The 20,256-nt window shown below is 68.0% G+C and carries 23 protein-coding genes and 1 tRNA gene; 12 read left to right on the forward strand and 12 right to left on the reverse strand.

Annotated elements, in window-relative coordinates; genetic code table 11:
• The 7 genes from lnt to ING98_21140 all read right to left on the reverse strand — a co-directional run bounded on the left by lnt (position 1) and on the right by ING98_21140 (position 5,904).
• Positions 1-1,491 carry an apolipoprotein N-acyltransferase gene (gene lnt, locus ING98_21110; protein ID MCA3104373.1) on the reverse strand — a complete coding sequence of 497 codons (1,491 nt, stop codon included), beginning with the start codon at positions 1,489-1,491 and terminating at the stop codon, positions 1-3.
• 26 nt (positions 1,492-1,517) lie between these two features.
• Entirely contained in the window at positions 1,518-2,357 is an 840-nt protein-coding gene (locus ING98_21115; GenBank protein ID MCA3104374.1) for a CBS domain-containing protein, read from the reverse strand.
• Positions 2,354-2,857, reverse strand: a complete 504-nt coding sequence (ybeY, locus tag ING98_21120; protein MCA3104375.1) for an rRNA maturation RNase YbeY — start codon at positions 2,855-2,857, stop codon at positions 2,354-2,356. The genes ING98_21115 and ybeY overlap by 4 nt, the downstream gene beginning before the upstream one ends.
• A 25-nt stretch (positions 2,858-2,882) precedes the next feature.
• Positions 2,883-3,890 (reverse strand): PhoH family protein, encoded by a 1,008-nt coding sequence (locus ING98_21125; GenBank protein MCA3104376.1) that lies wholly within the window; start codon positions 3,888-3,890, stop codon positions 2,883-2,885.
• Positions 3,887-5,263, reverse strand: a complete 1,377-nt coding sequence (gene miaB / locus ING98_21130) for a tRNA (N6-isopentenyl adenosine(37)-C2)-methylthiotransferase MiaB (GenBank protein ID MCA3104377.1) — start codon at positions 5,261-5,263, stop codon at positions 3,887-3,889. Before miaB ends, ING98_21125 begins: the two co-directional genes overlap by 4 nt.
• A gap of 85 nt (positions 5,264-5,348) precedes the next feature.
• Positions 5,349-5,675, reverse strand: a complete 327-nt coding sequence (locus ING98_21135; GenBank protein ID MCA3104378.1) for a hypothetical protein — start codon at positions 5,673-5,675, stop codon at positions 5,349-5,351.
• A gap of 153 nt (positions 5,676-5,828) precedes the next feature.
• Positions 5,829-5,904: transfer RNA gene (locus ING98_21140), tRNA-Met, on the reverse strand.
• A gap of 52 nt (positions 5,905-5,956) precedes the next feature.
• Between ING98_21140 and ING98_21145 the strand changes: the two genes are divergently transcribed.
• The 3 genes from ING98_21145 to ING98_21155 all read left to right on the forward strand — a co-directional run bounded on the left by ING98_21145 (position 5,957) and on the right by ING98_21155 (position 8,806).
• A complete protein-coding gene (locus ING98_21145; GenBank protein ID MCA3104379.1) occupies positions 5,957-7,174 on the forward strand; it encodes an FAD-dependent monooxygenase in 1,218 nt (405 codons plus the stop codon).
• Positions 7,175-7,299: 125 nt separating this feature from the next.
• Positions 7,300-8,055 (forward strand): DsbC family protein, encoded by a 756-nt coding sequence (locus ING98_21150; protein ID MCA3104380.1) that lies wholly within the window; start codon positions 7,300-7,302, stop codon positions 8,053-8,055.
• Positions 8,056-8,083: 28 nt separating this feature from the next.
• Entirely contained in the window at positions 8,084-8,806 is a 723-nt protein-coding gene (locus ING98_21155; protein MCA3104381.1) for a TonB family protein, read from the forward strand.
• Between the two features lie 15 nt (positions 8,807-8,821).
• Here the strand turns inward: ING98_21155 and ING98_21160 are convergent, their stop codons facing one another.
• Both ING98_21160 and apaG read right to left on the reverse strand, forming a co-directional pair.
• Positions 8,822-10,135 carry a murein transglycosylase A gene (locus ING98_21160; protein ID MCA3104382.1) on the reverse strand — a complete coding sequence of 438 codons (1,314 nt, stop codon included), beginning with the start codon at positions 10,133-10,135 and terminating at the stop codon, positions 8,822-8,824.
• A gap of 178 nt (positions 10,136-10,313) precedes the next feature.
• Positions 10,314-10,733, reverse strand: a complete 420-nt coding sequence (gene apaG / locus ING98_21165; protein MCA3104383.1) for a Co2+/Mg2+ efflux protein ApaG — start codon at positions 10,731-10,733, stop codon at positions 10,314-10,316.
• 13 nt (positions 10,734-10,746) lie between these two features.
• Between apaG and rpe the strand changes: the two genes are divergently transcribed.
• Genes rpe through ING98_21180 form a run of 3 tightly spaced genes read left to right on the forward strand, consistent with a single transcriptional unit; the run spans position 10,747 to position 13,573 of the window.
• Positions 10,747-11,415 carry a ribulose-phosphate 3-epimerase gene (gene rpe, locus ING98_21170; protein ID MCA3104384.1) on the forward strand — a complete coding sequence of 223 codons (669 nt, stop codon included), beginning with the start codon at positions 10,747-10,749 and terminating at the stop codon, positions 11,413-11,415.
• The gene (locus tag ING98_21175; GenBank protein MCA3104385.1) at positions 11,412-12,083 is read left to right on the forward strand and encodes a phosphoglycolate phosphatase; all 672 of its coding nucleotides are present in this window, start codon (positions 11,412-11,414) and stop codon (positions 12,081-12,083) included. The genes rpe and ING98_21175 overlap by 4 nt, the downstream gene beginning before the upstream one ends.
• Entirely contained in the window at positions 12,083-13,573 is a 1,491-nt protein-coding gene (locus ING98_21180; protein ID MCA3104386.1) for an anthranilate synthase component I, read from the forward strand. The genes ING98_21175 and ING98_21180 overlap by 1 nt, the downstream gene beginning before the upstream one ends.
• A 146-nt stretch (positions 13,574-13,719) precedes the next feature.
• Here the strand turns inward: ING98_21180 and ING98_21185 are convergent, their stop codons facing one another.
• Positions 13,720-14,574, reverse strand: a complete 855-nt coding sequence (locus tag ING98_21185) for a neutral zinc metallopeptidase (protein MCA3104387.1) — start codon at positions 14,572-14,574, stop codon at positions 13,720-13,722.
• A gap of 298 nt (positions 14,575-14,872) precedes the next feature.
• Between ING98_21185 and ING98_21190 the strand changes: the two genes are divergently transcribed.
• Genes ING98_21190 through coq7 form a run of 4 tightly spaced genes read left to right on the forward strand, consistent with a single transcriptional unit; the run spans position 14,873 to position 17,952 of the window.
• On the forward strand, positions 14,873-15,442 hold the full coding sequence (locus ING98_21190; GenBank protein MCA3104388.1) for an aminodeoxychorismate/anthranilate synthase component II: 570 nt from the start codon (positions 14,873-14,875) through the stop codon (positions 15,440-15,442).
• 41 nt (positions 15,443-15,483) lie between these two features.
• Positions 15,484-16,509 carry an anthranilate phosphoribosyltransferase gene (trpD, locus tag ING98_21195; GenBank protein ID MCA3104389.1) on the forward strand — a complete coding sequence of 342 codons (1,026 nt, stop codon included), beginning with the start codon at positions 15,484-15,486 and terminating at the stop codon, positions 16,507-16,509.
• A gap of 14 nt (positions 16,510-16,523) precedes the next feature.
• The gene (gene trpC / locus ING98_21200; protein ID MCA3104390.1) at positions 16,524-17,312 is read left to right on the forward strand and encodes an indole-3-glycerol phosphate synthase TrpC; all 789 of its coding nucleotides are present in this window, start codon (positions 16,524-16,526) and stop codon (positions 17,310-17,312) included.
• Between the two features lie 10 nt (positions 17,313-17,322).
• A complete protein-coding gene (gene coq7, locus ING98_21205) occupies positions 17,323-17,952 on the forward strand; it encodes a 2-polyprenyl-3-methyl-6-methoxy-1,4-benzoquinone monooxygenase (GenBank protein MCA3104391.1) in 630 nt (209 codons plus the stop codon).
• A 6-nt stretch (positions 17,953-17,958) separates the two neighbouring features.
• On the opposite strand, the gene ING98_21210 is transcribed toward coq7, so the two are convergent.
• Positions 17,959-18,378, reverse strand: a complete 420-nt coding sequence (locus ING98_21210; protein MCA3104392.1) for an OsmC family protein — start codon at positions 18,376-18,378, stop codon at positions 17,959-17,961.
• Between the two features lie 39 nt (positions 18,379-18,417).
• On the reverse strand, positions 18,418-19,203 hold the full coding sequence (locus tag ING98_21215) for a YdcF family protein (GenBank protein ID MCA3104393.1): 786 nt from the start codon (positions 19,201-19,203) through the stop codon (positions 18,418-18,420).
• A gap of 149 nt (positions 19,204-19,352) precedes the next feature.
• On the opposite strand from ING98_21215, the gene rplM reads away from it, so the two are divergent.
• On the forward strand, positions 19,353-19,784 hold the full coding sequence (rplM, locus tag ING98_21220) for a 50S ribosomal protein L13 (protein MCA3104394.1): 432 nt from the start codon (positions 19,353-19,355) through the stop codon (positions 19,782-19,784).
• 11 nt (positions 19,785-19,795) lie between these two features.
• Positions 19,796-20,188 (forward strand): 30S ribosomal protein S9, encoded by a 393-nt coding sequence (gene rpsI / locus ING98_21225; GenBank protein MCA3104395.1) that lies wholly within the window; start codon positions 19,796-19,798, stop codon positions 20,186-20,188.
• The last annotated feature ends 68 nt before the right edge of the window (positions 20,189-20,256 follow it).

The following is a 20,256-nucleotide window of genomic DNA, read 5'->3' on the forward strand; positions in this document are numbered from 1 at the left end:
CTAGCGTGCCCGGCGCGCCAGACCGAAGGCTGCCACCGCCAGCAGCATTGCAAGTCCGACCGCGAGGCCGTCGCCGACGCGGACAAACGGTGTCACTCCTTCATGGCCCTGAACCCGCGCGCGCAGTACCGCTTCGCTGAACGGATCGGCCACGGCCAGCACGCGCCCGCGCGGGTCGATCACCGCGGTCATCCCGGTGTTGGTGGCGCGCAGCATCGGGCGGCCGGTCTCCAGCGCGCGCATGCGCGCGATCTGCAGGTGCTGCGGCTGGGCCAGCGAGCGGCCGAACCATGCGGTGTTGGACACGTTCACCAGGATCGTCGCCTCGGGCAGCTGGCGGATCACCTCGCGCCCGAACGCGTCCTCGTAGCAGATGTTGATCGCGACCTTCTGGCCGGACAGGTCCATCGGGCGCTGGTCGCTGCCGCCGCTGCTGAAGTCCTGCATGGGGATATGCAGCCATCGGATCACCCAGCCGAACAGCGGCGGCACGAACTCGCCGAACGGCACCAGGTGCTGTTTCCGGTACACCTGCACCGGTGCTGTGCCGATGCTGAACAGGCTGTTGTAGTACTCGCGTCCGTCGTGCGACCGTTCGACCATGCCCAGCAGGATGTCGCCGCGGTGCGCGCGCGCATGGTCGAGCAGGCGCGCGAGATACTCGTTCGGCAGGCGGTCCGAGAACAGTGGCAGCGCGGTCTCGGGCAGCACGATCAGTTGCGCATCGCCGCTCGCGCGGATCAGTCGCCAGTAGGTATCGAGCGTCTCGACTACCTTCGATTCCTGCCACTTGATGTCCTGCGGGATGTTTCCCTGCAGCAGCGCGACGTCGATCGGCGTGCCCGCGGGCTTCGTCCATTCGATCCGCGACAGCAGTTCGCCGGTACCCCAGGTGGCTGCGACCGCGAGCAGTGCCGCTGCGCGCCGGCGCAGGCCTGGCGCGTCTGGCCGTCCGGGCATCCGGGGCATGCAGTACCAGAGGGCGGCCGCGGTGAATGCGACAGCCAGCGATACCGCAAGTACGCCACCGACCGGTGCATAACCGGCCAGCGGGCTGGCATCTGCTGCCTGCGAATAGCCGATCGCCTGCCAGCCGAAGCCGGTCAACAGCCAGCCGCGCAGCCATTCGGTCAGCACCCAGAGCGCCGGGAAGGCCGCGAGCCAGGCCGCCCCGGTGCGGATCCGGTACAGCAGCCAGAAGCACAGGGCGGGGAACAGCGCGAGGTAGCCGCAGAAGCCCAGCGTCGCGATCGCGGCCATCGGCGCCGGCATCGCACCGTACACGTTGAGGCTCACATGTACCCATGACACCCCGCCCAGGAAACAGCCCAGCCCGAATGCGAAGCCGCACGCGGCTGCTGCCCGGCTGCCGGGTGCATTCGCCGAGAGAAAGAGCACGGCGACGAGCGGAAACGGCGCGAACCAGTGCAGGTGGAAGGGCGCGAAGGCCAGCGTGGCCAGCGCGCCTGCGAAGAAGCACGCACCCGTCACCGCGGCCTGCCGCTTGAGCCGCGGGTTCACTGTCCTTCTACGACCGGCGTGCGGATCACCTGCACCAGGTGCAGCCGGCGGCGGTCGGCGCGCAGCACCAGGAACTCGCAGTCGCCCAGTTCGATGCGGTCGTTGCGGCGGGGCACGCGCCCGAACGCGTTGACGACCAGCCCGCCGATCGTGTCGTAGTCTTCCGTGGCGAACGACGAGCCGATGCGTTCGTTGAGGTCTTCGATGGCAGTGGCCGCCTTGACGCGGTAGATGCGGCGCACGCCGTCGACCTCGATGATGTCGCCCTCGGCGTCATCGAAGTCGTACTCGTCCTCGATGTCGCCGACGATCTGTTCGATCACGTCCTCGATGGTCACCAGCCCGGCGACACCGCCGTATTCGTCCACCACCACCGCCATGTGGTTGCGGCTGCGGCGGAAGTCGCGCAGCAGCACGTTCAGGCGCTTGGCCTCGGGCACGAACACCGCCGGGCGCAGCATCCCGCGCAGGTTGCCCTCGCCTTCGGCATAGAAGCGCAGCAGGTCCTTTGCATGGAGGATGCCGATCACCTCGTCCTTGCCACCGTCGATCACCGGGAAGCGCGAATGGCCGGCCGCGACCACCTGGCGGATGATCTGTGCCGGATCGTGTCCGATGTCGATGAATTCGATCTGCGCGCGCGGCAGCATCACGCCGCCTGCATCCAGTTCCGAGACCTCGAGCACGCCTTCGATCATCGCCAGCGCTTCTTCGTCGAGCAACTCGCGCTCGGAGGCGCTGCGCAGCAGTTCGACCAGCTGATCGCGGTCTTCCGGCTCGCGCAGCAGAAGCGTGCCGAGCCTTGTCAGCCAACCGGGTTTACTGTCGTCGTTCATGCAGTGGATGGAGAAATGGCAACCCGGATTGTCGCATGCGGCGGGCGTTCCGCAGCCCAGGGGTCGTCGAACCCAAGCGCAACGACCAGCTTCGACTCCAGTCGCTCCATTCGCGCCGCATCGCGGTCCTCGATATGGTCGTATCCCCGAAGATGAAGTACGCCGTGTACCACCAGGTGCGCAAGGTGTGCGTCGAAGGGCTTGTGCTGCGCCAGCGCCTCGCGGGCGACGATCGCCGGACAGATCGCGATGTCCCCGTGGACGCGGGGGTCACCGTCCTCGGCATCGTAGGGGAACGCCAGTACATTGGGTGCGTAGTCGCGGCCGCGGAAGCGTGCGTTCAGGGCAACGGCCTCGGTACGCGACACGAACCGCACGGTGACCTCGGCGTCACGCACCGCGCCACGCCCGCCGGCGGGGCCGAGCGCATGGCTTGCCCAGCCTTCGATGCGTGCGGCATCCGGCAGCCGGCGGCTGCGGCTCGGGTTCTGGACCGCGATGCGGTGGACGGGGGGTGGCACCGGATCAGTGCGTATCGTCGGCGGCCTGACGTTTCTCGTAGGCGTCGACGATGCGCTGGACGATCGGATGGCGGACCACGTCGGCCGAACTGAAATACGTGAAGCCGATGCCCTCGACGCTGGCCAGCACCGAGCGCGCGTCGATCAGGCCACTCTTCTGGCCGCGCGCCAGGTCGATCTGGGTGACGTCGCCGGTGATCACCGCCCGCGTGCCGAAGCCGATCCGGGTGAGGAACATCTTCATCTGCTCGGGCGTGGTGTTCTGCGCCTCGTCGAGAATGATGAAAGACTGGTTGAGCGTGCGCCCGCGCATGTAGGCAAGCGGTGCCACTTCGATCGCGCTGCGCTCGAACAGCCGGCCGACCTTGTCGAACCCCATCAGGTCGTAGAGCGCGTCGTACAGCGGCCGCAGGTACGGGTCGACCTTCTGCGCGAGGTCTCCCGGCAGGAAGCCGAGGCGCTCGCCGGCCTCGACCGCAGGCCTCACCAGAACGATGCGCTTGACCTGGTCACGCTCGATCGCGTCGACCGCGCTCGCCACCGCGAGGTAGGTCTTGCCGGTGCCCGCCGGACCGATGCCGAAGGTGATGTCGAACTGACGGATCTGTTCGAGGTACTGCTGTTGCGCCGGCGTGCGCGCGTGCAGGTCGTGCCGTCGGGTGATCAGTGCCGGGGCTGCCGGCGATGCCGGCACATCCGCCGTGCCGGGCTCGGTGCCACCCTGGCGCCCGGCCTCGACCAGGCCGAGCTGCACGTCTTCCAGCGACACCTCGCGATCGGCGCCGGCGTAGAAGCGCTTGAGCGCCGAGAGGCCGATGCGCGCGCGGTCGAGTTCGCCGGTGAGCGAGAAGGTCGCGCCGCGGCGCGCGATCTTCACGGACAGGATGCGCTCGATCGCACGCAGGTTCTCGTCGAGCGCGCCGCACAGGTTGGCCAGCCGCGGGTTGTCGACCGGCGTGAACGAGACCTGCAGCGTGCTGGGCCGGGCCTGGCCCTGGCTGCGCGCGGTCATCGTACGGTGCCGGCTGCAGCGCCGGCAGGATCGTCTGCCAGCTGCGGCGGCAGCGAGCCCGGTACCACGCCACGCAGCGTGTGCGCGCGTGCTTCGGTGATCTCGATGTCGATGATCCTGCCGATCAGGCGCGCCGCGCCGGCGAAGTTCACTACCCGGTTGTTCGACGTGCGGGCCGCGAGTTCGGAAGGATCGCGGCGCGACGGCCCGGTCACCAGCACGCGCTGCAGGCTGCCGACCATCGACTCGCTGACCGCGGCGGCGGTCGCATCGACCAGCGCCTGCAGTCGGCGTACGCGTGCGTTCTTCACGTCGGCGGGCACGTCGTCGGCCATCCCGGCGGCAGGTGTCCCGGGGCGCGCGCTGTAGGCGAAACAGAAGCTGCCGTCGAACGCCATCGTTTCGGCGAGCTTCAGGGTGTGCATGAAATCTTCCTCGCTCTCTCCGGGAAAACCGACGATGAAATCGGATGTGATGGAGATATCCGGGCACGCGCGACGCAGCCGGCGCACGATCGACTTGTACTCGAGGGCGGTATAGCCGCGTTTCATCGCCGCGAGTACCCGGTCTGAGCCGGACTGCACCGGCAGGTGCACGTGGGCGGCAAGCTTCGGCAGTCGGGCATGGGCATCGACCAGCCGGTCGCTGAACTCGCGCGGGTGCGACGTGGTGTAGCGGATCCGCTCGATGCCCGGGATCTCGCACACGCAGTCGAGCAGAGCCGCGAAGTCGGCGTCGGCGTCGTCACCGCTGCCGCGCCATGCGTTCACGTTCTGCCCGAGCAGGGTGATTTCGTGTACGCCGCGCTGCGCCAGTTCCGCCACTTCGACAAGCACGTCTTCGAGCGGACGCGAAATCTCCTCGCCGCGCGTGTAGGGAACAATGCAGTAGCTGCAGTACTTGCTGCAGCCTTCCATCACCGACACATAGGCAGAGGCGCCTTCGATACGCGCCGGCGGCAGGTTGTCGAACTTCTCGATCTCGGGAAACGAGATGTCGACCTGCGGCCGGCCGCTCGACAGTCGCCGCGCGATCATCTCGGGCAGGCGGTGCAGGGTCTGCGGCCCGAACACGAGGTCGACATAGGGTGCGCGGCCGATGATCGACTCGCCTTCCTGGCTGGCCACGCAGCCGCCGACGCCGATCAGCACACCGGGGCGTGCCGCCTTGAGTTCGCGTACCCGTCCGAGATCGTTGAACACCTTCTCCTGTGCCTTCTCGCGCACCGAGCAGGTATTGAACAGGATCACATCGGCCTCGGCGGGGTCCGATACCTGCTCCAGGCCGTTGCGGGCGTGCAGGATATCGGCCATCTTGTCCGAGTCGTACTCGTTCATCTGGCAGCCGAAGGTGCGGATGTAGAGCTTGCGCATGGGGCGGTCGCTGGAGGGCGGACGGGTCATCGGCCTGCCGGGCTCAGGCGCGGACGTGCCGTCGGCGCCTGGCGGGCGGGGGCGGTCAGCGCGCACGCAGCCGCTGGAGTTCGTCCGGCGTCAGCAGGAACATGCGCTGGACGTCTCCATTGCCGTCGAAGAAGATGTAGGCGGCAGCTCGGGGGGGAATCTGTGCATGCAGGATGGTGCGGTTGTTCTGGTCGACGATGATGCCGCCCGGTGCCATGCGGAACGCCCTTGAGTCGATCTGCACCATCGGTAGCGGCAAGGTCGGATTCGCAGCCAGGACGCCGACCACGCCGCCCGCAGGCAGGTTACGCTGGAACTGTGCCCTGGCCTCCGCCGGCGAGAACGCCACGGCGCAGAGGAGCAGCGCGAGCAGCGACAGCATGCCGCGCCGCTCATGCAAGGCGCGTTGCCAAGACGTGGCAGGGCCGACGGACAGCCCCCGGACAACGGAGCTGCCCGTGCGGCGGCCTGAGCGGCATGCCGTGCGGCAGACGGACTGAGCGACCTGGATAATGGACCGGGTCTCCGGAATACTTGGTGGCGAATCAGGGATTTGAACCCCGGACCAACGGATTATGATTCCGCTGCTCTAACCGCTGAGCTAATTCGCCACGGGGGTGCGGATTTTAGGTTCGCCCGCCGATCGAGTCAATGGAGGGCGCAATGATGGCTGTTTCTTTTTCCGCCGCAGGGTCGGCATCCCGACCCGATGCGGTCGTCGTTGGTGCCGGCCTGATCGGTGCCGCTGCCGTGCTGGGACTCACGGAGGCCGGGCTGCGCGTCTGCTGGGTGGCGGCGCCGGGCGCCGATGCCGGCCCGGCGGCGGCCCCTGGCGCAGCGCCCGGCTGGGACAGCCGGGTCTACGCGGTCAGCCCGGGCAGCATCGAATGGCTGTCTTCGGTCGGTGCCTGGCGTGGGGTGGACGGCACGCGGACCTGCGACGTGACCGCGATGCGGGTCAGTGGCGACGATGGCCGCTCGGGTATCGGCTTCGACAGCCACGATGCCCGCATGCCGCGGCTGGCGGTGATCTGCGAGTCGTCCAACCTCGCGTGCGCGCTGGAAAGGGCGGTTGCAGCCCGGGGCGATACGGTCACCCGCATCGCCGGTCCGGTGGTCGACCTGCGTGTCGGCGAGCGTACGGCATCGGTCGGCCTGTCCGGCGGTACGACGTTACGCACGCCGCTGGTGGTCGCAGCCGATGGGGCCGGATCGACCGTGCGCGAGCTGGCCGGTATTGCCGTCGACCGGCGCGACTACGGCCATACCGCGGTGGTCGCGAACTTCCGGTGCGCTGTGCCGCACCACGGCGTGGCCCGACAGTGGTTCTTCGGCGACGCGGTGCTGGCGCTGCTGCCGCTGCCCGGCGACCTGCGCTCGATGGTCTGGTCGTGTGCCGACGCGCATGCGGCCTGGCTGCTCGGCCTGCCGCTCGAGGCGCTGGCCGGCGAGGTGGCACGGGTCGCCGGCGGCGAGGCTGGCAGCCTGCAGGCGCTGGCGCCCGCCTGCGGCTTCCCGCTGCGCCTGCAGCGCGTGTCGCAGCTGGTAGGTCCGCGGGTGGCGCTGGTAGGCGATGCCGCGCATACCGTGCATCCGCTGGCCGGGCAGGGGATGAACCTCGGCTTCGGTGACTGCCGGGAACTGTCCGCCGTGCTGTCCGCGCGCGGTCCGCAGTCGGATCCCGGCGACCTCGGTCTGCTGCGGCGCTACCAGCGCGGGCGCGCCGAACCGATCGCCACGATGCGATTCGCAACGGACGGTCTGTTCAGGTTGTTCTCGTCCACGCTGCCCGGCGTGGCCCGCCTGCGCAACTTCGGCATGGGATGGGTCGACCGGACGCCCTTGCTCAAGCGGGAGCTGATGGCTGCCGCGATGGACTGAACGCCCGCCGTTCGCACGCTCAGGCACGCCGCATGTCGGCCTGGCGCCGCACAGGTGCGGCGGCATGCGACGATACTCAGGGCATGTCGCCTCTTCCAGCCCCTGTACCTACGGAAAAAACATCGATGAAGCTCTTCCGAACCTGTCGCTGGCTCGCCGCCTGCTTCCTTGCGCTGTCGTCCGCACTGCCGCTGTCGGCAGGAGCCCAGGAGCAGCTGATCCGCAAGGCGATTGGCGAGAAGTTCCCGAATGCGAAGGTCGAAAGCATCACGAAGACCCCGTTCCCGGGGCTGCTCGAAATGGTGATCGACGGTACCGTGTTCTACACCGACGAGAAGTTCACGTTCGTGGTCGACGGCAGTCTGATCGAGACCAAGACATGGAGCAACATCACCCAGGCCCGGCGCGACGAGATCGAGGCGCGGCTGCAGGGCCCGATCGCGTTCCGCGAGTTGCCGCTGTCCCAGGCGGTGAAGACCGTCAAGGGCAATGGCCGGCGCGTGATCGCGACCTTCGAAGACCCGAACTGCGGCTTCTGCCGGCAGTTCCACAGCCAGCTCGCGAAGCTGAACGACGTGACGATCTACACCTTCCTGTATCCGATCATCTCGCCGCCCGATTCGGTGGAGAAGTCGCGTGCGGTCTGGTGCTCGAAGGATCGTTCGCGGGCATGGGACGAAGTGATGACCACCGGCAAGATCGCACCGGCGGCGGCCAACTGCAAGGCGCCGATCGACGAGGTGCTGAGGCTCGGCCAGAAGTACAACGTGAAGTCGACGCCGACCATCTTCCTGTCCGATGGCACGCGGTTGCGTGGGGCGCTGCCGGTCGAACAGCTCGAGCTGGCGATCGCGGCTGCGGCGAAGGCCCCGCGCAAGTAGGCGCAGCCATGGCGGCTGCCTCGGGCGCTTGGTCGCGCTGAGCGGGTTCGCGGGCGCCGGCTATCCGCGCGGCGATGCGTGGCCGCTGGCGCAGGGCGAACGCCGGCTCGCGGCCTTCATCGTCGCGTCGCTGCTGCTGCACCTGCTGCTCGGCCTCGACTGGGGATTCGACAGCGGACGGCGTCCGGCCCAGGGGCCTGCGTCGATCACCGCACGGCTGGCACCGGCGTCCGACCCGCTCGTACAGGGCGTGCTCGCGCTGGCCGATGCGCAGCCGGAGACTTCGAGCATGCCCGCCGAGGGCGCGCCCGGTGCGGTGCCGATGGTGGCTCCGGCACCGGTGCCGGAGACTTCTCCTGCCCTGCTGCCGCGCGAGCCGGTCGAGCCCACGCCCCGGCCTGCTGACCCCGCGCCACAGGCTGGTCCCGAACGCGCCGGAGCGGCCGCCCCCAACTGGTACACCGGTCGTGACCTCGATGTGCTGCCGCGCCCGCTGGGCCCGGTCGATCCGGTATTCCCGCTCAACGCGCAGTTGCGCGGCGTGTCCGGAAGGGTGACGCTCGCGCTGTCGATCGACGCTACCGGGCGGGTGGTCGATGCTTCGGTGGTGCGAGCAGACCCGCCAGGCTTCTTCGAGGAGTCTTCGCTGGCGGCTTTCCGGTCTGCGCCGTTCGCGCCGGGCATCAAGGGCGGCCGTCCGGTGCACTCGAAGGTCCAGACGGTCGTGGTGTTCGAGCTCGGCCCGCGCTGACCGCCTGCGCGGGGCTCAGGGCCGCCCTGGCTTCATCCCGCGCGGCAGCAGCAGCCACATCGAACCGTTCTCGCGCATCCGGCCGGCCGATTCCCCTGCAGCCGTCCCGAAGCCCCAGAACAGGTCGGCCCGGATCGTGCCGACGATCGCACCGCCGGTGTCCTGTGCGAAGGTCAGGCGCTCGATCGGCTCGCCATCGAGCGGGTCCCGGGTGACCAGCCAGACTGGCGTACCGAGCATCACCGAACGGGGATCGATCGCGATGCTGCGCATCGGGGTGAGCGGCACGCCGAGCGAGCCGGGCGGGCCACTGGCGGCTGACTGCCCGCTGCCGTTCGGATTGCCTGCGGGGGCGGGCTGCGGCGGCAGTTCCCGGAAGAACACCCGGCTCGGGTTCGAATGCAGGATCGGTGTGACCTTGTCCGGATTTGCGGTCGCCCACTTGCGGATGCCCTGCATCGTCGCCTCCTCGAGCGATAGTTCGCCGCGCTCGACCAGCGTGCGTCCGATCGCACGGTACGGATGGCCGTTCTGGTCGGCATAGCCCAGCCGCACCACGGTACCGTCGGGCAGCTGCACGCGTCCCGAGCCCTGGATCTCGAGGAAGAAGGCGTCCAGGCGATCGTCCACCCACAGCAGTTCGCGGCCCTTGAGGCTCGCGGTGCCGCGGTCGATGTCGCTGCGGGAGAAGTAGGGCAGCAGCCTTCGGCCCTCCAGGCGGCCGCGTACACGCTGCCCCTTGAGTTGCGGATACAGGTCGCCGAGGTCGACCGTCACCAGGTCGTCGGGCACGCCGTACAACGGGTAGCGGTAGCGTGCATCGCGAGTGCGGTTGCCGCGCAGCAGCGGCTCGTAGTAGCCGGTGATCAGGCCACTGCCCTTCTCGGTACCGTCGGTATCGACTGCGATCAGGCGGTACGGCTGGAAGTGGCGCTCGAAGAACGCTCGCACGCGGGGCGTATCGAGGGTGTCCGCCTGTGGCATGGCGTCGGCTGCGCGACAGGTTTCGAGCCAGGGCGCTGCCGCACGGCGGGAGACCAGTGCCCGGCAGCTCTCGCGCAACGCCGGCCATGCTTCGTGCACGCGGTCCGATTGCCATCCGGGCAGCGCCTTCCACGCCACCGGCTCATGCCGGATCGGCGAGAATGGGGCGGGCTGCTTCGGCGCCGCCAGGGTTGCCGATGGCGGTGCGGCCGCCGGCGCGCCGTCGAGCGGCGCCGGCTGTACCGTGGCCTGTGGCGGCGCGGACGGCGCGGTCGGCGGCGTCGCGCAACCACCGAGCAGCAGGAGAAAGCCAGCCAGCAGGCCGGTGCGGCGGCAGTCAGTCATTGTTTTCGGGAACCCTGATGGATGCTGGATTCGCATTGCTGCTGTTCGAAGCTGCGGTCGCGCTCGGCCTGCTGGTGTTCATCGTCTGGTGGACACTGCCCCGCAAGAAGCGCGACGACGACCGGCGGCCGCCGGGACGGTGAGCGAATGTCGGCGGCCGCGGCTCAGTCGATGGATGTCAGTGCAGGACCCGCGGTACCGACAGCGTGAACTCGGGGATGTCGGCATCGAACCGCGTGCCGTCCTCGGCGACCATCTGGTAGGTGCCCCGCATCGTCCCCACTGACGTCGCAAGTGCGGTGCCGCTCGTGTACTCGAAGCTCTGCTTCGGCTCGAGCGTGGGCTGCTCGCCCACGACGCCGGGGCCGCGCACTTCCTGTATCTGGCTGTTTGCGTCGGTGATGATCCAGTGCCGCGACAGCAGTTGCGCCGGCATGCCGCCGGTGTTCGTGATCGTGATGGTGTAGGCGAACACGAAGCGCGATGCCGACTCGTCCGACTGCTCAGGAATGAAGACGCTTTTCGCGGCGACGGTGATGTCGTAATTGTTCTTCAAGGCGGTCGATGTCCTGTCGGATAAACTATGTCGGCTGACCATCCAGGGCTGAACCATGCATCTGATCGCACCGAGCATTCTCTCCGCCGACTTCGCCCGCCTGGGAGAAGAAGTCACCAACGTGCTCGCGGCGGGCGCAGACTGGATCCACTTCGACGTGATGGACAACCACTACGTCCCCAACCTGACTATCGGTCCGCTGGTGTGCGAGGCGATAAGGCCGTTGACTCAGGCTCCGATCGACGTGCACCTGATGGTCAGCCCGGTCGACCGGATCGTACCCGATTTCGCCAGGGCGGGCGCCAGCCTGATCTCCTTTCATCCCGAGGCTTCGGACCATGTGGACCGCACGATCGACCTGATCCGCGACCACGGCTGCAAGGCGGGACTGGTGTTCAATCCGGCCTCTTCGCTCGACGCGCTCGAGTATGTGATGCACAAGATCGACCTGGTACTCATCATGTCGGTGAATCCCGGCTTCGGCGGGCAGGCGTTCAATCCGGCGGTGCTGCCGAAGGTGCGCGCTGCGCGCGAACGCATCGCGCGCAGCGGCCGCGACATCCGGCTCGAGGTCGATGGCGGAGTGAAGATCGAGAACATCGCGCAGATCGCGCGCGCCGGCGCCGACACCTTCGTTGCCGGCTCGGCCATCTTCGGCGCGAGCGACTATGCGAAGGTGATCGCGGCGATGCGCGGCGAACTCGCGACGGTGACACAGCCATGATCCGCGCGAGCGCGATCCTGATCGACCTCGACGGCACGCTGGTCGACAGCATCCCCGGCCTGTCCGAGGCTGCGCGCCGGATGATGGTCGAACTCGGCCTGCCGCCGCTGCCGCAGTCTGAGGTCGAGACCTATGTCGGCAAGGGCATCGCGAAGCTGGTCGAGCGGGTGCTGACGCGCAAGTCCGACGGCAAACCCGATGCCGACCTGTTCGCCACGGCGATGCCGGTCTACGAGAAGCATTACTTCGATACCGTCGCGTGGAACTGCGCGCCCTATCCAGGCGTGTTCGAAGGTCTGGACCGGATGGTCGAGCGCGGCTTCAGGCTCGGCTGCGTGACCAACAAGTCCGGCCGCTTCGCCGACATCCTGCTCGACCGGCTCGGACTGCGTCCCTATTTCCCCGTGCTGGTGGCTGGCGACACGCTGCCGGTGAAGAAGCCCGACCCGGCGCCGCTGCTGCATGCCGCCGGGCTGATCGGCGTCGAACCGGGCGCGATGGTGATGATCGGCGACTCCGCCAACGATGCGCTCGCAGCTCGCCGCGCCGGCTGTCCGGTGATCTGCGTCAGCTACGGTTACCGCGAAGGCGCCGACCTGCGCAGCATAGATGCCGATGCTATAGTGGACAGCCTGACGGAAGTCGACGGGCTGGTGCAGGGACCCTGATGAACGAACAGGAATTCAACCGGCTGGCGGCCGAGGGCTACAACCGGATCCCGCTGTACCTCGAGACCTTTGCCGACCTCGATACGCCGCTTTCGGCTTACCTCAAGCTCGCCAACGCGCCGAACAGCTACCTGCTCGAATCGGTTCAGGGTGGCGAACGGTTCGGCCGCTACTCGGTGATCGGCCTGCCCGCCAAAGACCGCGTAGAGGTGATCGGTCGTATCTGCCGCGACCTGAGCGGGACGATGACGCGCCAGCAGGTCGAGACCGACGATCCGATCGAGTTCGTGCGCACCTACCTCTCGCACCTGAAAGTCGCGCCCGAGCCGGCGCTGCCGCGTTTCTGCGGCGGGCTGGTCGGCTATTTCGGCTACGACACGGTGCGCTACGTCGAGAAGCGCCTTGCCAGTACGGTGAAGCCCGATCCCATCGGTACGCCGGACATCCTGCTTCTGCTGTCGGATGAAGTGGCCGTGTTCGACAACCTGCGCGGCAAGATCTTCCTGGTCGTCTACGTCGATCCGCGGCGCGACGGCGCGTTCATGCGCGGCCAGCAGCGCCTGGCGGAACTGCTCGCGAAGCTGCGTACGCCCGTGCGTATCCCCGAGGCCGCCGCGCATGAACCCACGCGTGCCACGTCCGAGTTCAGCGAAGATGCATTCGCCGAGGTGGTCGACCGTGCGAAACGCTACATCGTCGACGGCGACATCATGCAGGTCGTGCTGTCGCAGCGCACCAGCCAGCCGTACGATGCATCGCCGTTGTCGTTGTATCGTGCGCTACGCGCGACCAACCCTTCGCCGTACATGTTCCTGTTCGACTTCGGCGGGTTCCATGTCGTCGGCGCATCGCCCGAGATCCTGGTACGCCTCGAGTCCGGGCAGGTGACCGTGCGCCCGATCGCCGGCACCCGGCCCCGTGGCGACACGCGCGAGCGCGACGAGGCCCTGGCGACCGAACTGCTCGCCGACCCGAAAGAGCGTGCCGAACACGTGATGCTCGTCGACCTCGGCCGGAACGATGTCGGCCGCGTCGCCGCAACCGGTACCGTCAAGGTCACCGAGAACATGGCGATCGAACGCTACTCGCACGTGATGCACATCGTGTCGAATGTCGAGGGCACGCTGAAGCCTGGGCTCGATGCATTCTCGGTGCTGCGCGCGAGTTTCCCGGCGGGGACGCTGTCCGGCGCGCCGAAGGTGCGCGCGATGGAGATCATCGACGAACTCGAGCCGACACGGCGTGGCATCTACGGTGGCGCGGTCGGCTACCTCGGCTTCCATGGCGACATGGACATGGCGATTGCCATCCGCACCGCGGTGCTCAAGGACGGCATGCTGCATGTGCAGGCCGGGGCGGGCATCGTCGCCGACTCCGATCCGGCCAGCGAATGGCGCGAGACGCAGAACAAGGCGCGCGCGGTGCTGCGAGCCGCCGAGATGGCGCTGTGCGGGCTGGACAGCCCGATCCCTGGCGTGACGCCGCGCTAGCGGCAGCGGGGCTGGGGGTCAGGTCTTGAATTTTGCATTTACTGCAAAACTCAAGACCTGACCCCCAGCCCCCTGCTGCAAAACTCAAGACCTGACCCCCAGCCCCCGGACCCCCAGCCCCCCGCAGTCGCCGGATCCCCAGCCCGCTACAGGCTCCGGCTGCTGAACGTGTCGCAGGCCTTCACGCTGCCGGTCTCGAAGCCGCGGTTGAACCATCGCTTGCGCTGTTCGGAAGAGCCGTGTGTGAACGAGTCCGGTACCACGCGGCCGCCCGACTGCTGCTGCAGGCGGTCATCGCCGATGGCCGCGGCGGCGCGCAGGGCCTGGTCGATATCGCCGCGATCGAGGAAGGCCTTCATTTCGTCGGCCGTGCGGGCCCAGACGCCCGCGAAACAATCGGCCTGCAGTTCCAGCCGTACCGAGAGCGCATTGGCGTCGCGTGCGCTTGCCCGCGAACGCACCTCCTGTACCTTGGCCGCGATGCCGAGCAGGTTCTGTACGTGGTGGCCGACCTCGTGCGCGATCACGTAGGCCTGGGCGAACTCGCCCGGCGCGCCGAAGCGCGTCGCGAGTTCACGGTTGAAGGCGAGGTCGATGTACACCTTTTCGTCCGCCGGGCAGTAGAAAGGACCCATCGCCGTCTCGCCGACGCCGCAGGCGGTGCGCGTCGCGCCGCTGAACAGTACCAGCGTGGGTTCCCGGTACTGCACACCGCTCGCCTTGAAGATCGCGCCCCAGGTGTCTTCGGTCTTCGCCAGCACGCGCCGCACGAAGCGGCTGGCCTCGTCGTCGATCGGTGTCGACTGCTGCGTCGATTGCGGCGCGCCCTGCCCGCCGCCGGTGAGCAGCGAGATCACCGTCGAAGGGTCGGCGCCCATCAGCATCGCGATCAGCGCGATGGCGACCGTGCCTATGCCGATGCCCCTGCCGGCACCGCCGAGGCCGCGCACGCTGCGCCGGTCCTCTACATTGCTGCTTTCGCGTTCGTCTTCGAGTCTCACTGGCCATCCCCGCATGTGCAGAAGTCCGCTGACGATCATGCCTCAAGCCCGGTCTGGCGTGCGGGCGCATCGGACATCCCCTTGGCTGAGTCGGGCGAGGGGGGGCTGGCCGCAAGCGGTCTGGACCCATGCATCAGCGTGATAACCTTGGCGAATGTCGACCCCGATGGACCGCCCTGCTTCCCGCACTGCCCGCCGATGGCGGCCGGACTGCCGCCGCGCCTGAACGCGGCCGGAGGCGGGCCAGACCCGCATGGCTTCTTACGGATCGCTGTGAATTCAAGGGGATGGAGCGGACATGCTGCTGATGATCGACAACTACGACTCGTTCACCTACAACCTCGTCCAGTACTTCGGGGAACTGGAACAGCGGGTCGAGGTGTTCCGCAACGACGAGATCACGGTCGACCGGATCGAGGCGCTGCGGCCGACACACCTGGTAGTCTCGCCCGGGCCCTGCACGCCGAACGAGGCGGGTGTATCGGTCGAGGCCATCCGGTATTTCGCCGGGAAGGTACCCATCCTCGGCGTGTGCCTCGGCCACCAGTCGATCGGGCAGGCCTTCGGCGGAAAGATCGTCCATGCCAGGCAGGTGATGCACGGCAAGACGTCGGCGATCCGGCATGAAGGGCTGGGCGTCTTCGAGCAGTTGCCGAGTCCGTTCCTGGCGACGCGCTACCATTCGCTGGTGATCGAACGCGAGTCGCTGCCCGATGTGCTCGAGGTCACCGCCACCAGCGAGGACGGCGAGATCATGGGAGTTCGCCATCGGACGCTACCAGTCCAGGGCGTGCAGTTCCATCCGGAGTCGATCCTCACCGAGTGCGGCCACTCGCTGCTGGCCAATTTTCTCAAGACGACCGCCTGATCCTGCCGCCCGCCGCGGCGCACATACAAGAAAAAACCGCGATGACCTATTCCGAAGCACTGACCGCGCTGATCGAGCGGCGCGACCTCGACCGCGACCGGATGGTGCTGCTGATGCGCCAGGTGATGCAGGGAGAACTGACGCCGGCGCAGATCGCGGGGCTGGTCGTCGCGCTGCGCGCCAAGGGCGAGACGGTCGACGAGATCGCCGGCGCGGCATCGGTGATGCGCGAACTGGTGACCCGGGTCGATGTCGCCGGCGTCGCAAACCTGGTCGATACCTGCGGCACCGGTGGCGACGCGCAGCACACGTTCAACGTGTCCACCGCCTCGGCGCTGGTTGCCGCGGCGGCCGGCGCACATGTCGCGAAACACGGCGGCCGGTCGGTGTCTTCGCTGTGCGGCAGTGCAGACGTACTGGAGGCACTGGGCGTGCACCTCGGGCTCGATCCGGCGATGGTCGCACGCTCGATCCGTGAGGTCGGCGTCGGCTTCATGTTCGCGCCCAGCCACCACGCGGCGATGAAGCACGCCGCCCCGGTGCGCAAGGAACTCGGCGTGCGCACGATGTTCAACATCCTCGGCCCGCTGACCAATCCCGCCGGCGCGCCGAACCAGGTGATGGGCGTATTCCGCCGCGAGCTGGTCGGGCTGCAGGCCCGTGTGCTGCATGCACTGGGCAGTCGGCATGTGATGGTGGTGCACGGCGCGGACGGGCTCGACGAGATCACCATCACCGGCAACACCGATGTCGCCGAGCTGCGCGACGGCAAGGTCATCGAGTACCGGGTCAACCCGGTACAGTTCGGTTTCGAGGTGTCTACGATCGCCGATATCCGGGTCGATTCGGTCGAGGCGGCGAAGGCGATGCTGCTTGGCGTGCTCGACAACCGGCCCGGGGCACCGCGCGACATCGTCGCGCTCAATGCCGGCGCGGCGATCTACGTCTCGGGGCTGGCGCCGTCGCTCGAAGCCGGCGTCCGGCGCGCGCTGGAACGGATCGCCTCCGGCGCAGCGAAGGCGAAGCTCGAGCAACTGGTTGCGTTCTCGCGCCAGGCCGCAGCATGAACAACACCCCCGACATTCCCGACATCCTCGCCCGCATCCTTCAGACCAAGGCGGTCGAGGTCGCGCAGGCGCGCGCGGCGGTGCCGCTGGCCGAGGTGAAGGCGCGTGCCTCCGGCGCCGCGCCAGCGCGCGATTTCGCCGGCGCGATCCGCGCGCGGGTCGAGGCACGGCAGCCGGCGGTGATCGCCGAGATCAAGAAGGCCAGCCCGAGCCGCGGCGTGATCCGGGCAGACTTCCGCCCGGCCGAGATCGCCCGCAGTTACGAGCGCGGTGGCGCAACCTGCCTGTCGGTGCTCACCGACGAACAGTACTTCCAGGGCACGCTGGCATACATGACCGAGGCGCGCGCGGCGTGCTCGCTGCCGGTGCTGCGCAAGGAATTCATCCTCGACGAGTACCAGGTCTACGAAGCGCGTGCAGCCGGTGCCGACGCAATCCTGCTGATCGTCGCCGCGCTGGACGATGCGCGGATGCAGGCGTTCGAGGCGATCGCGCAGTCGCTCGGCATGGCGGTGCTGGTCGAGTCGCACGATGCCGCAGAACTGGAACGGGCACTGCGCCTGGCAACGCCGCTGATCGGCATCAACAACCGCGACCTGCGCACCTTCGAGACCTCGCTCGATACCACCTACGGCCTGCTGCGACAGATCGGCGACGGCCGGCTGGTGGTCACCGAGAGCGGTATCCTCGATCGATCGCATGTGGATGCGATGCGCGCCCACGAGGTGTACGGTTTCCTGGTCGGCGAGGCCTTCATGCGTGCCCCCGACCCTGGCACCCAGCTGCGCGCACTGTTCGACTGAGGAGTTGCCGATGCTGTCGCTGGCCGACCGCTGGATCGTGGAATTCGACCGTGCACTGCGCACGCTGTCCGGTGTCGCGCACCCGTCGCGGCCATCGCCGGCTGCCGGCGAAGACCTCACCGAGCTGTTGCCGGAAGAGCGCAGCAAGTCCGGCGCGCTGATGCGGGTCGACCATTCCGGCGAAGTCTGCGCCCAGGCCCTGTACTCCGGGCAGGCGCTGACCGCGCGCGACCCGGCCAGGCGCGAGGCACTGCTGCACGCGGCTCGGGAAGAGGGCGACCATCTGGCCTGGACGCGCGACCGGTTGCGTGAGCTCGGGGCCCATCAGAGCTTCCTGAACCCGCTCTGGTATGCCGGATCGTTCACGCTAGGCGCGGTCGCCGGCCTTGCAGGCGACCGCTGGAGCCTCGGCTTCGTCGTCGAGACCGAGCGGCAGGTCGAGGCCCACCTCGACCAGCACCTTGGCGCATTGCCGGCGAACGACGGCCGCAGTCGGGTCATCCTGGAACAGATGCGGCGCGACGAGATCCAGCATGCGCGGCAGGCGATCGCGTACGGTGCGGCGAAGCTCCCGAAGCCGATCGCCACCGCGATGCGCGTCACCTCGAAGGTGATGACCGGCAGCGCGTACTGGGTCTGAAACCGGCTACGCCGCCTCGATCAGCTCGAAGTCGTGGGTGATCGAGGCGGTCTTCGCCAGCATGATCGACGCCGAGCAGTACTTTTCGGCCGACAGGTGGATCGCCCGCTCGACCGCTTCGCGCCGGAGCCCGCGCCCGGTCACCTTGAAGTGAAAATGGATGCGGGTGAACACTTTCGGGTCTTCGTCCGCACGGTCGGCCTCGATCTCGACCGCGCAGTCGGTGATCGCATGCCGCCCCTTGCGCAGGATGTGCACGACGTCATAGGCGGTGCAGCCGCCGGTGCCCAGCAGCACGGTCTCCATCGGCCGCGGCCCGAGGTTGCGGCCACCGCCGTCCGGCGGCCCGTCCATCACGATGGCATGACCCGACTCGCTTTCGCCGAGGAAGGTGACGCCTTCGACCAGCTTTACCCTGAGTTTCATCGCCGTCTCGCTGCAGATCGGGCCAGGCCCACCGCGCCGTCAGCCCCGGACGGCGGAGTTTAGTCGATACCAGGCCTGACCCAGCCATTCGCGCATCGCGAGGTGAGTGTTGCGCAGCGCCTGCCCGGAGGGCACCCAGGCCATCGGCGACGGCGTGATCGACGCGTATCCGGTCGGGGCGGCGATCACCTCGAGCCCGACCTCCTCGAATGCCCGGCGCGCGCGCGGCATGTGCCAGGCGTGGGTGACGAGGTAGATCCTGCGGATCGAGCCGTCCGCGAGCAGGGCCTGGGCGCGTACCGCGTTCTCGCGGGTGTTCAGTGAATCGCCCTCGACCCAGCGTGGCGGTGCATTGAAGTCTGCCGTCAATGCGTCGCGCATGGTGTCGGCCTCGGACAACCGGGTGTCGAGCGGCCGGCCACCGCTGACCAGTATCGGCAATCCGGTGCGCCGGTGCAGCCAGGCGGCATAGCGTAGCCGCTCCAGCGTCGGCGGGTTGACGGTGTCGGTGCCGTACTCCGGCGACTCCCGGCCGAGGCCGCCGCCGAGCACCACGATGGCTGCCTGCGTTGCCGACGCACCCGGCGTTGTCTCCGGCGCCCGGGCGGGTGGCGCCGGCAGGGGTGGCGTCTCGAGCGCGGCGAGCAGCCGGTCGGCGACGAAAGGGGTCGACGCGGCCGCCAGCGCCGTGAGCGCTGCCAGCACGAGCAACGCGCCGGCAGCGCGGTGGCGGCGCATCAGCGCCAGCCCGCCCAGCGCGGGCAGGATGAAGCACAGCGGCGGCAGCAGCAGGGATGCCAGCAGGGCGGTCAGGAATACGCTCATCGCGCGGCGCCTGGCCGGCCGGACCCGTGGCTGAGCCTCACATTTGACAGCACGTACCTGAAACTCATATCATTCGCGGCTTTCCTCTGCGCACCCGGGTCACTGGATTCCCTTGAACCACGGGCGCTGACCGATTTCAGGATACCCGCATGAAGACCTTTTCCGCCCGTGCCGAGACCACGACGCACGACTGGTATGTAGTCGATGCCGCCGACAAGACGCTCGGCCGCCTCGCCTCCCAGCTCGCACTGCGCCTGCGCGGCAAGCACAAGGCGATCTTCACCCCGCACGTGGACACCGGCGACTACTTCGTCGTCGTCAACGTCGACAAGCTGCGCGTGACCGGCAGCAAGACCACCGACAAGAAGTACTATCGCCACAGCGGCTTTCCCGGCGGCATCTACGAAACGACCTTCGAGAAACTGCAGGCCAGGCATCCGGCACGCGTGCTCGAGAAGGCGGTGAAGGGCATGCTGCCGAAAGGTCCGCTCGGCCGCGCGATGATCAAGAAGCTGAAGGCCTACAAGGGCGAAGCGCATCCGCATGCCGCGCAGCAGCCGAAACCGATCGATCTCAAGTAAAGGTCACCACCGTGGCGAACAAACAGTTCTATGGCACCGGCCGACGCAAGAGCGCGGTCGCCCGCGTGTTCATCAGCAGTGGCACCGGCAAGTTCATCGTCAATGACAAGCCGGTCGACGAGTTCTTCTCGCGCGAAACCGGCCGCATGATCGTGCGTCAGCCCCTGGTGCTGACCAACCACATCGGCACGTTCGACATCCTCGTGAACGTCGACGGTGGTGGCGAGTCCGGGCAGGCCGGTGCAGTGCGCCATGGCATCACCCGCGCACTGATCGAATATGATGCGGAGCTGAAACCGCCGCTGCGCAAGGCCGGGCTGGTGACACGCGACGCGCGCGAGGTCGAGCGGAAGAAGGTCGGTCTGCGCAAGGCGCGGCGTGCCAAGCAGTTCTCGAAGCGCTGACGCTGTAGCTGGCTGCCACGGCGGTCAACCGGAAAAGCCGCCTGCGGGCGGCTTTTTTCATAGGACTA

The sequence above is a fragment of the Rhodocyclaceae bacterium genome, assembly GCA_020248265.1.
Lineage (GTDB): Bacteria > Pseudomonadota > Gammaproteobacteria > Burkholderiales > CAIKXV01 > CAIKXV01.

What these genes read in the sequence shown, in the direction of transcription:
- coq7 (MCA3104391.1), top strand. Translation starts at nt 17,323, where the DNA reads ATGCTGTCGCTGGCCGACCGCTGGATCGTGGAATTCGACCGTGCACTG.
- ING98_21115 (MCA3104374.1), bottom strand. Translation starts at nt 2,357, where the DNA reads ATGAACGACGACAGTAAACCCGGTTGGCTGACAAGGCTCGGCACGCTT.
- ING98_21210 (MCA3104392.1), bottom strand. Translation starts at nt 18,378, where the DNA reads ATGAAACTCAGGGTAAAGCTGGTCGAAGGCGTCACCTTCCTCGGCGAA.
- miaB (MCA3104377.1), bottom strand. Translation starts at nt 5,263, where the DNA reads ATGCGCAAGCTCTACATCCGCACCTTCGGCTGCCAGATGAACGAGTAC.
- ING98_21160 (MCA3104382.1), bottom strand. Translation starts at nt 10,135, where the DNA reads ATGACTGACTGCCGCCGCACCGGCCTGCTGGCTGGCTTTCTCCTGCTG.
- ING98_21190 (MCA3104388.1), top strand. Translation starts at nt 14,873, where the DNA reads ATGCTGCTGATGATCGACAACTACGACTCGTTCACCTACAACCTCGTC.
- rpe (MCA3104384.1), top strand. Translation starts at nt 10,747, where the DNA reads ATGCATCTGATCGCACCGAGCATTCTCTCCGCCGACTTCGCCCGCCTG.
- apaG (MCA3104383.1), bottom strand. Translation starts at nt 10,733, where the DNA reads ATGGTCAGCCGACATAGTTTATCCGACAGGACATCGACCGCCTTGAAG.
- ING98_21180 (MCA3104386.1), top strand. Translation starts at nt 12,083, where the DNA reads ATGAACGAACAGGAATTCAACCGGCTGGCGGCCGAGGGCTACAACCGG.
- trpD (MCA3104389.1), top strand. Translation starts at nt 15,484, where the DNA reads ATGACCTATTCCGAAGCACTGACCGCGCTGATCGAGCGGCGCGACCTC.
- ING98_21215 (MCA3104393.1), bottom strand. Translation starts at nt 19,203, where the DNA reads ATGAGCGTATTCCTGACCGCCCTGCTGGCATCCCTGCTGCTGCCGCCG.
- ING98_21135 (MCA3104378.1), bottom strand. Translation starts at nt 5,675, where the DNA reads ATGCTGTCGCTGCTCGCGCTGCTCCTCTGCGCCGTGGCGTTCTCGCCG.
- ING98_21145 (MCA3104379.1), top strand. Translation starts at nt 5,957, where the DNA reads ATGATGGCTGTTTCTTTTTCCGCCGCAGGGTCGGCATCCCGACCCGAT.
- ING98_21150 (MCA3104380.1), top strand. Translation starts at nt 7,300, where the DNA reads ATGAAGCTCTTCCGAACCTGTCGCTGGCTCGCCGCCTGCTTCCTTGCG.
- ING98_21125 (MCA3104376.1), bottom strand. Translation starts at nt 3,890, where the DNA reads ATGACCGCGCGCAGCCAGGGCCAGGCCCGGCCCAGCACGCTGCAGGTC.
- ING98_21175 (MCA3104385.1), top strand. Translation starts at nt 11,412, where the DNA reads ATGATCCGCGCGAGCGCGATCCTGATCGACCTCGACGGCACGCTGGTC.
- rplM (MCA3104394.1), top strand. Translation starts at nt 19,353, where the DNA reads ATGAAGACCTTTTCCGCCCGTGCCGAGACCACGACGCACGACTGGTAT.